Source organism: Wolbachia endosymbiont (group A) of Oxytorus armatus (genome assembly GCF_964027005.1).
In the GTDB taxonomy this organism is placed as follows: Bacteria; Pseudomonadota; Alphaproteobacteria; order Rickettsiales; family Anaplasmataceae; genus Wolbachia; species Wolbachia pipientis.
Genome location: NZ_OZ034719.1, coordinates 145,539 through 160,239, shown reverse-complemented (window position 1 = coordinate 160,239; position 14,701 = coordinate 145,539). Strand labels below are relative to the sequence as shown.

General features: G+C 34.8%; 13 protein-coding genes. 5 read left to right on the top strand and 8 right to left on the bottom strand.

What is annotated here, in order from left to right; all coding sequences use genetic code 11:
• Positions 1 to 23: 23 nt before the first annotated feature.
• Together AAGD79_RS00855 and AAGD79_RS00850 are read right to left on the bottom strand one after the other, a co-directional pair.
• A complete protein-coding gene (locus AAGD79_RS00855) occupies positions 24 to 779 on the bottom strand; it encodes an SDR family oxidoreductase (RefSeq protein WP_012673418.1) in 756 nt (251 codons plus the stop codon).
• Positions 766 to 1,581 (bottom strand): YihY/virulence factor BrkB family protein, encoded by an 816-nt coding sequence (locus tag AAGD79_RS00850; RefSeq protein WP_006279712.1) that lies wholly within the window; start codon positions 1,579 to 1,581, stop codon positions 766 to 768. Before AAGD79_RS00850 ends, AAGD79_RS00855 begins: the two co-directional genes overlap by 14 nt.
• Positions 1,582 to 1,716: 135 nt before the next feature.
• Here AAGD79_RS00850 and AAGD79_RS00845 point away from each other — a divergent pair, with 135 nt between their 5' ends.
• Positions 1,717 to 2,040, top strand: coding sequence for a TrbC/VirB2 family protein (locus AAGD79_RS00845; RefSeq protein WP_341811426.1), 324 nt, complete (start codon positions 1,717 to 1,719; stop codon positions 2,038 to 2,040).
• A gap of 583 nt (positions 2,041 to 2,623) precedes the next feature.
• On the opposite strand, the gene AAGD79_RS00840 is transcribed toward AAGD79_RS00845, so the two are convergent.
• The 4 genes from AAGD79_RS00840 to AAGD79_RS00825 all read right to left on the bottom strand — a co-directional run bounded on the left by AAGD79_RS00840 (position 2,624) and on the right by AAGD79_RS00825 (position 6,133).
• Positions 2,624 to 2,809 (bottom strand): hypothetical protein, encoded by a 186-nt coding sequence (locus AAGD79_RS00840; protein WP_341811425.1) that lies wholly within the window; start codon positions 2,807 to 2,809, stop codon positions 2,624 to 2,626.
• 143 nt (positions 2,810 to 2,952) lie between these two features.
• The gene (gene recF, locus AAGD79_RS00835; protein ID WP_341811424.1) at positions 2,953 to 4,032 is read right to left on the bottom strand and encodes a DNA replication/repair protein RecF; all 1,080 of its coding nucleotides are present in this window, start codon (positions 4,030 to 4,032) and stop codon (positions 2,953 to 2,955) included.
• A 16-nt stretch (positions 4,033 to 4,048) separates the two neighbouring features.
• Positions 4,049 to 4,516 (bottom strand): thioredoxin-dependent thiol peroxidase, encoded by a 468-nt coding sequence (gene bcp, locus AAGD79_RS00830; protein ID WP_006279715.1) that lies wholly within the window; start codon positions 4,514 to 4,516, stop codon positions 4,049 to 4,051.
• Positions 4,517 to 4,705: 189 nt separating this feature from the next.
• Positions 4,706 to 6,133 (bottom strand): sensor histidine kinase, encoded by a 1,428-nt coding sequence (locus AAGD79_RS00825; protein WP_265044050.1) that lies wholly within the window; start codon positions 6,131 to 6,133, stop codon positions 4,706 to 4,708.
• Between the two features lie 66 nt (positions 6,134 to 6,199).
• Here AAGD79_RS00825 and AAGD79_RS00820 point away from each other — a divergent pair, with 66 nt between their 5' ends.
• The 4 genes from AAGD79_RS00820 (at position 6,200) to AAGD79_RS00805 (ending at position 9,229) form a co-directional block, all read left to right on the top strand.
• The gene (locus AAGD79_RS00820; protein ID WP_174515904.1) at positions 6,200 to 7,375 is read left to right on the top strand and encodes an aspartate aminotransferase family protein; all 1,176 of its coding nucleotides are present in this window, start codon (positions 6,200 to 6,202) and stop codon (positions 7,373 to 7,375) included.
• Between the two features lie 14 nt (positions 7,376 to 7,389).
• Positions 7,390 to 7,896, top strand: a complete 507-nt coding sequence (rimM, locus tag AAGD79_RS00815) for a ribosome maturation factor RimM (protein WP_038250708.1) — start codon at positions 7,390 to 7,392, stop codon at positions 7,894 to 7,896.
• Between the two features lie 62 nt (positions 7,897 to 7,958).
• A complete protein-coding gene (efp, locus tag AAGD79_RS00810; protein WP_341811422.1) occupies positions 7,959 to 8,525 on the top strand; it encodes an elongation factor P in 567 nt (188 codons plus the stop codon).
• Between the two features lie 8 nt (positions 8,526 to 8,533).
• Positions 8,534 to 9,229, top strand: a complete 696-nt coding sequence (locus AAGD79_RS00805; RefSeq protein WP_006279720.1) for an inositol monophosphatase family protein — start codon at positions 8,534 to 8,536, stop codon at positions 9,227 to 9,229.
• A 118-nt stretch (positions 9,230 to 9,347) separates the two neighbouring features.
• Here the strand turns inward: AAGD79_RS00805 and hemA are convergent, their stop codons facing one another.
• Together hemA and AAGD79_RS00795 are read right to left on the bottom strand one after the other, a co-directional pair.
• Positions 9,348 to 10,556: a 5-aminolevulinate synthase gene (gene hemA, locus AAGD79_RS00800; protein ID WP_155969391.1), complete on the bottom strand. Its 1,209-nt coding sequence runs from the start codon at positions 10,554 to 10,556 to the stop codon at positions 9,348 to 9,350.
• Between the two features lie 27 nt (positions 10,557 to 10,583).
• On the bottom strand, positions 10,584 to 14,570 hold the full coding sequence (locus AAGD79_RS00795; RefSeq protein ID WP_341811421.1) for an ankyrin repeat domain-containing protein: 3,987 nt from the start codon (positions 14,568 to 14,570) through the stop codon (positions 10,584 to 10,586).
• Between the last annotated feature and the right edge of the window lie 131 nt (positions 14,571 to 14,701).

The following is a 14,701-nucleotide window of genomic DNA, read 5'->3' as shown; positions in this document are numbered from 1 at the left end:
ATCTTTGCAGATACTATGGTAATTTATTCGGGAGATTTGCTGAGCGGTAAGATTTTTCCTGATATGCTGCAGTCTTCAGAAGCTAATTCCACAAATTTATCTGTTAGTTTATCAGGTGACACCAATTCAGATCCAGGAAATGCCTGCTCACTACCCACAGGTCCTTCCGTGTATACAGCATTTACACATAATTTTGTATGTTTTGTCTCAGATGCATATATCTGCACCATTATTTCTAGTGCAACTTTACTTGCAGCATACGGCATCCAATATGGATAAGAGGAAGGAGAAAGTGTCACTTCTGAGGTCATGAATATCGCTCTTCCAGCATTAGACTTTTTTAGCATTGGATCTAAGTTTTTTAGTAAGTACCAATTGGCAGTAAAATTTGTATTCATTACGTTCTGTAGCTCTTCAATCTCACAGTCATGAATGGGGTTCAGTTTGCCTAAAATTCCAGCACACGCAACTAATATATCAAGTGCTCCAGATTCTGATAATTTCAGGCTTTCTATCATGTTTGTCAGTATCTTTACATTCTCAAAGTCTAAAAGATCAAGCTGAATTAGTTTCACAGAGCCTTCTTTAAATTCTTCAAGCTCTTCAATTTCATTATATAGTGGCTTGAGATTATCAAGAGATCTTGAAATCAGAATCACACATGCACCTTCTCTTATAAACCTTTTTGCAACAGCAGAGCCTACTCCACCTGAAGCTCCGGTGATTAAAGCTACTTTACCTTCTAACTTACCCATTTCTTTCTCCTTAGCGAGATCCATTGAAATATTTTAGCTGAAAATTGAATTTTGCTCCATATATAAAAATCAAACTTAGCATATAAAAAAATAGTAATGACACCACCACACCACCTAAACTTCCATATATCAAATCCAGTTGGTCAAAGGAAGCTTTTAAGTATTGCTTAAAAGCTGAAGCAGAAATCGTCCAAAGAATAACAGCTACACAAGATCCAGGAAATACGTCTGATAAATTTTGTTTTATGTTTGGTAACATAAAATATAGCCAAGAGACTACTGTGAAAAGTACAAATTCAATAAGTAAATACCTAGTATAACTTAGCCCCTGATAGGAAAAATCAATTAGCATTGGTACTAGTGTAGAAAACACTATAGTTAGAGTTATAATAAGCGTGATTACTAAAAATTGTAATATACTTAGTACTCTTCTTAATATATAAGGCGGCGAAACCGGAACTTTATAGGCCTTATTGAGTATTGTTCTAAGCCCTTCAATTGTCGATGAAGCGGTCCAAACAGCACCTACAATTGCTAAAGTTAGTAAGCTTTGCGGCGGGCCTGATATTATCTCCCTAATACGCGGCATCAAAGATGATAAAATATCCTGTGGCATGTTATCAATGATAAATACCCAGCCAATGTTGTACTGGTCTAAAAAATTTGCGAATGTTGACGCCACAGCCATTAAAACGATGAGAAAAGGAAATATTGATAACAGAATTAAAAATGATAAATACCCTGCATGCTCCACTCCATCATTATGAATTGTGTCAATCAAAGCACGATAAAGGCAATAAACGATGCTGTAAAATTTCTGTAGCACTGTAATATAGACGAACCAAGAAAAGTATTCTAAATGAAATAAAGGATACTTTTAAGCAAAAAATCCTCACCATTTACTTAAATTTAATCAAAGTGAAGGATAATCCAGCATTAAATAGAAATTATCGGAGGCATAATGAAAAATTTTCTTCTATTTGTAGCTTTAATTCTCTCCTTTGCATTTGATGCAGGTGCTCCTCCTACTACTTTTGTTGATACAAATGATACAACATCATCGGTGATATGCAAGATAATAGGCTATACTCACGGCATAGGTGGCCCAATGATCACAATAGTGATAATTGGTGCAGCGTTGCTTGCAATATTCGGCAGAATGCCGTGGCCAGCGCTTTTTGCACTCGGTGCATTTACTGCTGTGTTTTTTGGCGCTCCTGTAGTCGTTTCAAAAATAACACCAGGAGGTGTGATTTGTAAAGACGGTGCAGTAGCGGATAAGTAATAGAAATTATTGGAGGCACAAACGTAGTTTTCTTTACTTGAAAGTGGTCAAGCTGACCACTTTCAGTGTCTATGAATACCTAATAAATTCTCTTTCTGTAATCATATCAGTTAAAGTTTAGATTCCAGCGTCACGCGCTGGAATGACAAGGCTTATCGTCATGCCGCCGCATACCGTCATACCGCGATTCATTCGCGGTATCTCATCAGCTAACAAGCAGCGGAATAACGGTTGTCGTTTAGCTATGAATATTAAGAAATTTACCAAATGAAAAAAAGGCAAAAGAAGCCCCGTGGTTGGCTAATTACTTACATTATACTTTCAAGTATGGCGTTTTTTTATTCTAAACGCTTAATAACCGCGATTCAGCTGCTTTTAAGCCGCAACTAATCTAAATTATAAACATTAAGAAATTTACTGAGCGAAAAAAAAGGCAAAGAAACCCTAGGGTGGCTAGTATTCAAATTCTCCCTTGTCTATTTGACGTCTTTTACTGTCTTAAACGCTTTATAAGCGCGTTTCAGCTTATATAGGTAGAAACCTAAAAGTTTTATAAAGACATGAGGTGCACATAGTGCAAAAATTAAGCATGATTTACGCCAAATACATTAAGTTTTTTGTCATTAATCCACTGCAGAGATTGCGAAGATAAATAAATAGCTTCAGTTTCATGATAAGGGGACTGGCGAAGTTTGTAAAGTATAGCCTTTCTTATAATAGTCCGAATGCGATAAGATATGTGTTTATGGCTATAGCAGGCCAGTAGCATATTACGGTCTGTTCGGATTATTGTAAAAAGAGCTATAACTTTTGCATTTAATTTAAAGTAAAAAAAACAGAAATGTTTTGGTTTGAGGTTTAATTGCCGGAATTTACAATTGGGAGTTGCCTGTATGAGCTTTGAAAGAGGTACTATTCATTTGATAATTCAAAAAACTTGAAAGAATAAAGATAGCTATTGAAATTATCTTGATTTACATCAGTTATCCAAGTTTGACATTGAATACTTAACACTTCCTCCATTAACGCCTTTCTGTAATGTTTATCCAGATGAGACATTATATCATCAAGTAGAAGAAGTGGTGCCTTATTGTAATGAATACACCTTGCTTTTACACTGGATAAAATAATAGAAAGCAGTAATAACTTTTGTTCTCCAGTGGAGCACAGATTTATTGGTACGTTTCTTTTTTGACAAAAAACCCGAAAATTATCGTTATGCACACCAAAGGTTACTCTACCAGTCAATGAATCTTTTTCTCTGTTTTCCTTTAGACGATTCTGAAAATATTCTGCAGTATCGTCCAAAGTTAGCTGGCTGCTGAATTTCAAACTTGCCTTCGGAAAAAACTCACTGGAATGGTTATCAATTGTGTCTTGTAGTGTCTTTAAAACAGACGATCGCATACGTAAAATACTAACTGCATTAACGGCCATTATGTTTTCAAGACTAGAGAGCCAATTTTCGTCCAAGGTGTTCTCTCTCAACAGTTTACTTCGCTCACGTTTAGCTTTTCTCTGTTTCATGTAGCAGCAAGTGTAATTTTCCTCAAACAGTGAGACTATACGGTCTAAAAATTTTAATCTGTCACTTGGAGAATTAAGAAGAACATAGTCCATTTGTGGAATCAGCCATATTACATTGGATATCTTATACAAAGATGAATAACTCGATTGCGTTTTTCCATCAATTTGTATTAGTTTCTTATCAAAACTCTTTGCGATACCAATTGAATTAAAATCCATTCCATTAAAAAAATCATAGTGCACTACCCAATCTTCATTACTGAATCTATTTTGTATCTCACTGGCTTTTGCTTTTTTCATTCCATTGCTTTTAGCAAGCAACGAGATTGCTTCAAGTATATTAGTTTTACCAATACCGTTTTTGCCAGTTATTACAACTGAGCTATCATCTGAATCCAGTTCAAAGTTTGAGTGGCTACGAAAATTATGTAATTTCAGCTTTTTTATGTAGCAATGGGTAGCCATTAACCTATTCTTTAGTTTATATTCTCTTTACTTCTTCCAGAACCTCATCAACATGTCCACTAACTTTTACATTTTTCCAGATCTTCACTATTTTACCTTTTTTATCTATTAAAAAAGTAGTGCGTTCTATTCCCATATACTTTTTGCCAAACATACTTTTCTCTACCCAAACACCATATTTTCCCAACATTTCAGCATTCTCATCAGAAACTAAAGAAAACGGCAGAGAATATTTTGCTTTGAAGTTAGTGTGACATCTAACACTATCTTTTGATACACCAATTATCACTGTGTCAAGGAAAGAAAAATCATCTATTTTATCTCTAAAGCCTTTTGCCTCCATTGTACAACCCGGAGTATCGTCTTTAGGATAAAAATAAAGAACTACATTTTTTTTATCAAAAAATTCACTCAGTGATAAATTTTCACCAGAATCTGTTGGTAAGCTAAAATCGGGTGCATTATTTCCTACTGCTAATTCCATACCTTGCTCCATTAATAACACTTCTATCTATAGTAGTATATTGTAGTCAGAGTATCAAATTTTATATATAGCTAACAGATAAGATTCTTGATGGGGGCTTATTGATGAATTTCTGCCTACCTTCTCGGCTTGCCGCTTTTGATAAAGTGTGGTTTTCGTCTGATGTAAGGCCATATCAAATAGATCCTATTAAAAATCAATCGAATCTTCACATGTTTGTTCTTCATAAAAGAAGTTCAATGTTATCGTAGTACCAAGTTTTGCTTCACTTTTAATGTCAAAAGTTCCACCCATTAACTCTACTAATTTCTTGCTTAGCGGCAATCCGATGCCCGTACCTTCGTTTCTATACCCCGAATCTGCTTGGCCAAAAACAGACATAACTTTATATATGTCCTGCTGCATTATTCCTATTCCATTGTCATGAAACTCAATAGTTAATAAGTTTTTTTCTATATTTTCTTTTATCACCATTCTTATTAAACCATCTTTGGGAGTAAACTTGATTGAGTTTGATAATAAATTTATTATAACTTGTTTCATTCTCTTGGGATCTGCAATGACTAATAATTGTTTATTAGTCATCTCTTTTTTTAAATTAATCCCGGCTTCTTTTAATTTAGGTAATAGCATATTTACGCATGAATCCATTATTTTGTTCAGGTTAAACTTCACTTTTTCTACTGTTAAACTACTTGATTCAGCTTTAGAAAAATCGAGCACATCATTAATTAAGGTAAGTAAGTGTGTTCCTGCATTATATATATCGTCTGCATACTCCTTGTATTGAGAATTATCCATTGAACCTAAAGTTTTATTTTTGATCAACTCCGCAAATCCAATAATAGCATTAAGAGGTGTGCGTAATTCATGTGTAACGCTTGCAAAAAACTTTAGCTTGTTTGCATTTTCTTGCTCTAATGTCTCTTTTATCTGCTGTAATTCAATGTTAGTTTTATGTTGCTTGGCTAGCATTTGGGTATTAGAAAAGTGCAAATAGAACATTATTAATATTAAGATTATTAATAATAGGCCCAAAAATGTTAAAAACAGGCCATATGCTATAACATAAGAATTATTGTAGTTTCGAAGAATCTTCAAAAAAAACGACGGTTTAACGCTATTTTCATGGAATATAGGGAAAATAGAAGTTAATGTATTTCCTGTAGTATAAAATATTTCTTGGTTACTTAATAGTTTATCAATTTCATCGTTTGTAAGTAACTGTTCATAATCATAATCTTGAGTGTTAAAATTACTGAATATTATTCTGCCGTTTTGATCATACAGTATTAAGCTGAAATCCTTTACTTTGCTCACTGATTGTAATAATTCAGCACGTAGTTTTACTAGTTGGTTTATGTAGTCAAAATTTTTGTATTTAATGTGATGCTTTTCTATTAGTAAATAATGGTATTTTTTTATTATGCCATTTTCCAGTACGCTTTTTAAGTTTACACTTGAATCACGGTAAGAAGAAAGGAAATTACTCCTTAGTAAATAATTACAATATATCACACTGAATAAAATCATAAAAATTGATGAGAATAATGCGATAACTTTTGTGTATTTGTTTTTCCCCAGTGCAGAAAACATTAATTTACCTATCTTATACATATCCTTACTCATTGCGAAACAACGGCTTTTATGTTATTAATAATAAAATTTAGCATATAATATTTTATGACAATTTCTCCTATTTTGCCAGTTTATTCTCCTGTTAATATAAATTTTTCTCATGGCAAAGGTATCTACCTATATGATGTTGATGGTGAGCGCTACGTAGATTTTCACTCCGGAATAGCCGTTAGTAGCTTAGGTCACACCAATTCACGATTAATTAGTGCTCTTAAATTGCAAGGAGAAAAATTATGGCATATATCAAATACCTATAATATACCTGCTGCCAATAATTTTGCAGAAAAATTAATAAACAACAGTTTCGCTAACACTGTATTTTTCTCAAATTCTGGATCAGAGGCAGTAGAATGTGGGCTTAAGATTGCTAGGATCTATCAAAATGGAAAAGGCAATAAAAATCGTCACAGAATTTTAACATTCCATGGTGCATTTCATGGAAGAACCTTTTTAACTTGTGCTACAAACGATAAACAGAAATTTTCTGAATTACTAAATCCCTACATTGATTGGTGTGATAACATCGAGCCCAATATTGAGAGCGTAAAGAAAGCAATTTCAAGTGGTATAGGCGTTATATTAATAGAACCAATACAAGGGCAAGGTGGTATCAAAGTAATGAATGAAGTCTTTATGAAAGAACTAAGAAAGCTGTGTGATGAAAATGACATATTGTTATTTTTTGATTGCGTGCAATGCGGTGCTGGCAGGACAGGAAAATTATTTGCATACGAACATATAGGAGTGGAACCTGATATATGTGCTCTTGCAAAGGGAATAGGCGGCGGGTTTCCGCTAGGGGCTTGTCTTGCGACTGAAAATGCTGCTAAATATATGGCGGTCGGTATGCACGGTTCCACTTTTGGTGGCAATCCGCTTGCAACCTCAGTAGGTAATGCTGTGCTCGAAGAATTGCTCAGCCCCGGCTTTTTGAAAAATGTTGAAATTAGAGGTAAATACTTAAAAAATAAACTAGAAGACTTAGCAAGTAAATTTCCAATAATAGAGGAAGTAAGAGGGAAAGGGTTAATGCTTGGAATAAAAGTGAAAGCAGACAATCAAAAGTTTGCAGAAGAGTTAAGTCATCGCGGCTTGCTTACTGTTGGGGTAACATCAGATAACGTTGTGAGAATTTTACCTCCACTCATTATCACTGAAAAAGAGATTGATGAAGGCATCGAGATTTTGACTCAATATTTATCTGAGAAATCTTCTGATTAGATACTTGCATTAATATGAACGACAATCTGGTATGCTTAGGAATTATTACCTCTCCTCACGGAATTAAAGGAGCTGTTAAAGTAAAAACCTTTACTGAAAAGCCTGAAAATATCTTCTTATATGGTAAGCTAATAAGTGGTGATGAGAATTATAAAATAGACTCAGTATCCGTCATAGGTGATAATTTAGTAATAGCTACAATAAGCGGAGTAAATTCCCGTAATGAAGCAGAGCTTTTAAGGAATAAGAAGCTATATATAGAAAGAAGCAAGTTACCAGAGCTAAATGATGAGGATGAATTTTACCAAAGTGACCTTGTAGATATGGAAGTAAGGCTGAAAAGTAATGAATTATATGGCTATGTAAAATCTGTGTATAATTTCGGCTCAGGGGATATATTAGAAATTTTAGTTATCAGCACAAAAAAACGTATTATGCTGTCTTTCACTAAAGAGATATTTCCACATATAAATATAAAGGGGAGGTATATAGTATTAAATATACCAGAATTTATTGACTAATAAAGACTTTGATATTTATATAAAGCTATTTATAATTGTAAGATCAAACTGAAAATGTAATTATGGCAGAAAGAGCTAACGATATTAGACCAGGTCAGGTGTTGGAACATAACGGCGGATTATTTTTGGTTGTAGGTATTATGCATACTCAACCTGGTAAAGGTGGTGCATACATACAAGCTGAAATGAAAAATATCAAGACCGGAGCAAAACACTATGAAAGATTTCGTTCTGATGCAACAATCAGAAGGGCAATTTTAGATGAAGAGGAATATGTTTACCTTTTCACTGAAGGAAACATTGTAAATCTTATGCATCCAAGTAATTACGAGCAAATCACTATAAATTTGGACTTATTGGGAGAAAAAAAAATTTATTTACAGGATAACATGAAAATTAAAGTTGTAGCTTATCAAGACAAAATAATTTCTGCGGATGTGCCTGATTATGTTACACTTGCTGTGAAAGAAACAGAGTCTGTTATTAAAGGACAAACTGCTACTGCTTCTTATAAGCCTGCAATTTTGGAAAACGGAATGCGCGTTAACGTGCCTCAATTTATAAAAGAAGAGGATAAAATTGTAGTATATACTCCAGGTGACAGCTATTATGAAAGAGTGAAAGAGTAAAAGGAAGAATGTCCCTCTCATCACCACGAATTAATGTGATGCTTGATTCTGTGCGTAATGCTTCCAAGCAGCTTATGCGCGATTTTAATGAATTGCAAATTTCTAATGTTAAATCAGCAGACTTTATTAATAAAACTTATTCAAAATCCAAGCAAACCATATACGATTGCTTGCACGACTACAAACGAGATTATGGTTTTATTTTTGAAGATGATACTGATCAAGAAGTAAAAGATAACACTTATACCTGGTTTATTATGCCTATAGAGGGCAGGGAGAACTTTTCTAGTTGCATGGTTTATTTTGCAGTATCAGTCTGTCTCATTCATAAAAATAAAGTTGTGGCAGCTGTAATTGATGCTCCGGCTCTTAGAGAAACTTTTTGGGCAGAAGAAAAGAAAGGTGCTTTTCTTGAGGATTTTAGATCTCGTCATGTAAAAATGCGAGTGAAAAGCCGTGAAGGGGGTCTAATAGATGTAAGTGGTAATTTGTTAAATAAATTGCTGCCTGGCAATAGTAATGTACGCTCCATAGGTTCAACAATTTTAGGCTTTGCATACCTTGCGGCAGGAAGGCACAGTGGAATAATTTACTCTGGAGTTAACAAATATAAAGCCTTGCTCGGTAGACTTTTTCTGCAAGAAAGCGGTGGAAGGCTAACGGAAGACAACGGGCTAATCATTGCTGGAGATATAAAACTATAGCTAAAGTAATTTATGTTTACCTACAATTTGATAAGCGTAAAACTCGTCATTCCGCTACTTGTTAGCGGAATCCATGCTGAGATACCGCGAATAAATCGCGGTATGATGTAGGGCTGTACTAGCTATAGCATAAACAGGCTACAGAGATAGACAACTTTTCGAAAACTTTTACAAGAGATTCTGTTAAATGCTCTATCATTTCATCGGTATGATAAGGTGTAGGGGTAATACGGAAACGCTCAGTTCCTCTTGGAACTGTCGGGTAATTTATATGTTGAACATATATTCCATACTCATCAAATAATAATTTTGATGCTTTTTTGGATAACTCTGAGTTGCCAATTATTATTGGAATTATATGAGTTTCTGTTGGAATGAAGTTAATTCCTGCATTTCTCAGTGAGTTTTTTACTTTTTCAACGACTTGCTTTTGCTTTTCCCTTTCAATGTTGCTCGATTTTAGGTGCTCAACGCTTGCCTTTGCTGCCGCTGCTAAAACAGGCGACATAGCAGTGGTAAAAATAAATCCTGGAGCGGAACTTCTTATTACATCTACCAAGCTCTTTGAAGACGCTATATACCCACCCATCACTCCAAAAGCCTTTGATAGTGTACCTTGAATAACGGTTATTCTATCCATCAGGCCTTCTCTTTCTGCAATTCCGCCACCATGTGAACCATACATGCCAACTGCGTGCACCTCATCCAAATAGGTAATTGCATTATGTTGATCTGCAAGATCGCATATTGCTTTAAGCGGCGCTATATCGCCATCCATTGAATATACGGATTCAAGTGCTATTATTTTTGGTGTCTTTTTGTCTATAGACTTGAGTAACTGCTCTAGATGATTAACATCATTGTGTTTAAATATATGTTTTGGCCTTTTTCCTGATTTTATGCCTTCTATCATCGAAGAATGGTTCTTCTCGTCTGAAAAAATTACTACGCCCGGAATAACAGACGATAAAGTGCTAAGTGTTGTCTGGTTAGCGAGGTAGCCACAAGCAAAAGTTAAAGCAGCCTCTTTTTTATGCAAACAAGCTAAGGATTTTTCAAGTTCAACAACCTCTTTTGTTGTACCAGATATATTTCTTGTTCCTCCAGCACCAACAGATGAATTTTGGATAGCGGCAATTACACTCTCATTTTGTGACATTCCCAAATAGTTATTACTGCACCAGACTATTACTTCCCTATTTCTTTCATAGTCCATAATGTGGGGGAGCCTACCTGGTAATGACGCAAAGTGCGTAAATTCACGGTAGCGCCCCTCATCTTTTATATCTTTTATTTTATTCAAGAATATTTCTTCGTAGTTTACCAAGTCCTTATTTACCGATAATTAACATAATTATAATAAATTATTAAACGATAGACTACTATATTTATTATACATGTACGGCAGTAGGTGCTTTCCCCGTGTTGAAAGGTTTTTCAACCTCGCTGTTTTCAACTTGGCTTTTAGGTGTAAGCAGTATATAACTGCAGCGGCAACCAGACAACAAGCTCCAACTGCTATCCCCACTGCTAACATTTCTAAGTAAACAGAGATAGCTATCGAAGCTACTGCAGCCACGACTAGTGTTGAAACAACTATAGTAGACAATGTGCTTTTTTTGATATTCTGTGGAGAATCATTATCTTCTTCACTTGGATCATTATCATTTTCTATATCTTTCATGAGAGGCTTGTGATCATCCAGAGTTATAGTGGAAGCACTATTAGATTGACTTATCACCATACCTATAGACTGCACAGATACACTACTATCATCCACCCCTTTGCTATTCTGCTCTAGATTATCGGCAGGTAGTTGATCACTACCATTCTTTGACACTACACCTACACTACTATCACCTGCACTTTGCAAATTAGTATTACCTTTTTCACTTGAATCATAACTCTGTACCATAGGTTGAGCTTCCAGCAAAAGTACACCATTTTGATTACTTGCAACTTCATCAGTATCTTCACTAATAGTTTCAACCAGACAACTCACATCCCCTGAAACCTGCGCATCAACATGAATAACACGCTCTCTATCCACAAAGGATAATACTGTGCTATTGTCCACATAGCCGCTGCTTTGTAAACTCACACCACTTTTTTCCACTTTATTGTTTTCAGTATCACTACTCACAGGAGTTACCTGATCACTTATAGTAGCGCTAACATCTTGTATATCTTTATTGTTTTGATTATCAGACTGTCTACCATTACTTTGAACATTATTCACTTGTCCAGAATTTTCTTTAGCTACTAAAGGTGTTGGCACTGATTTTGGTTGTGGCTCTTGTTTATCACTATCACCTTCAAGCGTAGAACCATCCTTACTATTTGTTGTACCTAACATAGATTCTTCTGCATCATAAAAAACTTCATCACTTAGAGAAGCTTGTTTTTCCTCATCGCTATCAACTGATAACACGGTAGCACTTTTACTTTGAGGAACAAGAGCGTCCTGTGTACTTAAACTTTCAATATCATCCGTTTGTTCTGGAACTGGAGTCTCAGAAACTTCTTGTTGCTCTTGAGTATTAGAAGGCTGTGCCTTAAGTTTTGCACTTTCTTCTGGTACATGTTCAGCAGGTTGAGCATGAGCTTGTTTTTTCTCATCATCAATATTAACAGGAGCTTCGTGACTACTTGTAGTAGCGCTAACATCAGTTACTGATGATACAGCAGCCTTAGCATCAGTTCCAATGCTTTTGATCTTGTCTTCAAGCAATTCTTTAGTTTGTAAGAGTTTTTCTTTCTGATCATTTTTTCTTTTCTTCTTAGTAACACCTAGACCGTTAGTGTCCTCCTTCTTTTTAATTTCAGTATTTACTTGGTTTAGGGCCTTCTTCAAAACAAGCTTATCATCATTGCTTTTTAGGAAATTCTTCATCCGCTTAACATCGTAGATAACATCAATAAACAATCCCTGCTTTATACTTTTTTTATTTTTAGACATTTTACCTCTCCTATAATTATTACCTATAGCTTCTTCTATTGAAGCCTTTCCATTACTCATAACATTTTCTTGTGGCTGCTTACTGCCAGCACTTTCAAGTCCTGGATTTTCTGATTGATTGTTATCTTCTTCATTCACTACTTGACTTGAAGTTGCAGTTTCATTTACTAAGTTACTATTTGATCGTACATTATCCTTAAGAAAATTTAGTATTTCTGTACGATTCCGCTCCTCAGCCTTCATTCCATCTGGATACTGCGATATACAAACTCTTCCCTCCTTATATTTTTCATAAGCATTTTGTACGTATTGTATGATTTTTTCAGTTATAACAGCACCTTTCTCTACAAACAATTTTACTCTTTCTAGATTACCTAATTTAATGGCTTCTTTAAATTGATCTTTACTAGTCTTCATAAGAAACGTTAATACGCTTAAATGAGCTTGCTTTTTATCTTCCCTACAAATTTTACAAGCATCTCGTGCGCATTGTATGATTTCTCCAGATATAACAGTACCTTTCTTTACATACGATTCTATTTTTTTCAGATCACCTTGTTCAATGGCCTTTTTAAGTAGCTGTTCATTATGAATATCCACAAGAAACGTTAATACGCTTGAATGAGCTTGCTTTTTATCTTTCTCACAATTTGTATAAACATTTCGTGCGTATTGTATGTCTTTTTTAGTTATAACAGCATCCTTACTCACAAGCAATTCTATTACTTCCAGATTACCTGCTCCAATGGCTTTGTTAACTTCCTCCTTACCAATTTTTGCTCTCTCTTCAAGAAATAACTTAACTATCTTCAAGCGATTATTTTGAATAGCTACACTTAAAGGACTCTCACGATGACTATTTTTAGCATTAACATCCTTACCCTTCGCAAGAAGTCTTTTAGCCCTGTCAATATTACCTTCCTTAGCAGCATGATGCAAAAGCCCTCCTGGGTGTAACACGTTAAGAAGGAATGATTTAGTTTCTGAAGCTACCATGCCTAAAAATGTCTTACCAGATTTATCTTTAATTTCCTCATTAGCTCCCTCTTTTAAAAGCAACCTTACTATTTCATCCTTATTGGAAGCAGCAGCATAATGTAGAGCTGTTTTGCCATCGCTATCTTGAGTGTCAATCTTAGCACCACTTTCAACAAGCAACATTACCATTTTATTAACATTCTGAATGTCACCATAAGAGGAAACGGCATAATGTAAAGCTGTTTTGTTATTCCTATCTTGAATATTAACATTAGCGCCATTTTTAATAAGTGAGTTTACTAAATCATAATCGTCTTTTTCTACAGCATAGTGCAAAAGTTTTATAGCAGGATCTCTACTCTCAGTATCTTCAAATCTATTTAGTATCGCTTCCACGCATTCCTGATTGCCAATTGACGACGCCCTTTTAAGTTTTTCACATATATTATTCCAAGAGAGTACACGACTTTGTTTTTCTTCTAAAAATTCTAATAAAGCTTTAATATACCCCTGTCCACCAGCACCAAGAAGTAGCCTATCCAAATCTTCATCTTGCGTGAACAATATACCTTCGTGCATCTTTACACATCTTTCCACAAGCGTATCATTAGCTGCAATGGCCAGCAGTACAAGCTCTTTCACTGTATCATTATAGTTACCCTTATATTTATGATTCGACAGCACCTCGTACATATGCTCAGTCAAATTAAGTTGTTGAGAGCAAAAATTATTAAAATTACCACGATTCAAGTCAGTGATAAACCTATCATTCTCCTTATCTTCTCTTATATTATTTATAACTTCGTTTAAATCATTATAATCACCATTTTTTGCTTTATTTATAATATCTACCAATTTATCAAAGGCTAAACTTTTAGGAATGATATCAAATGAATTATCAACATCTGAATCCACCTCTGCTGGCGAACCTGCAACAAATGATTTAGGACCTTCATCAATATTTGCAATAAGAGACTCAACAACTGCATTATCAGCATCTTCAAAATGCCTATTTATGTCACCTAGTAAACTTTTGCTACCAGCTTTGTAATCCTTTAATTGCTCAGGAATGGTAAGTGTTACCTTACCATCTTTATACTCTACCTTACCATTCTGAGATTTAAGCGTGAACTCTAAAATAGCATCAAGCCGGCATATTTCTATCTTTGTATCCTGTTGCTTAACAGGCATACTTGGACAATACTGAATATTTAGGGAATCTTGGCTATTACATATAATACTTATCTTTCTATCGTTAGCGTCAGGCAATTGTAGGTTATGCTCAAAAAATATAGGAAAGAGCTGCATGAACAAAGAGCCGTCATACCCGGCTTGATTGCAACTAGTAATTAACTCTTTCAGTATATGATCATCTGGAACTTCTGCCTTAGCATGCTTAAACATTTCTATTAGAACATGCTTTGCAACTTGGCGTTTATTACTTTGAAGCTCTTGATTACCCCAGTTATGGATTAGAAAACAGATAAAAGTAGAATTAATAAAGAGGGAAATAGGGTAAACTCAAGTATTTTAAC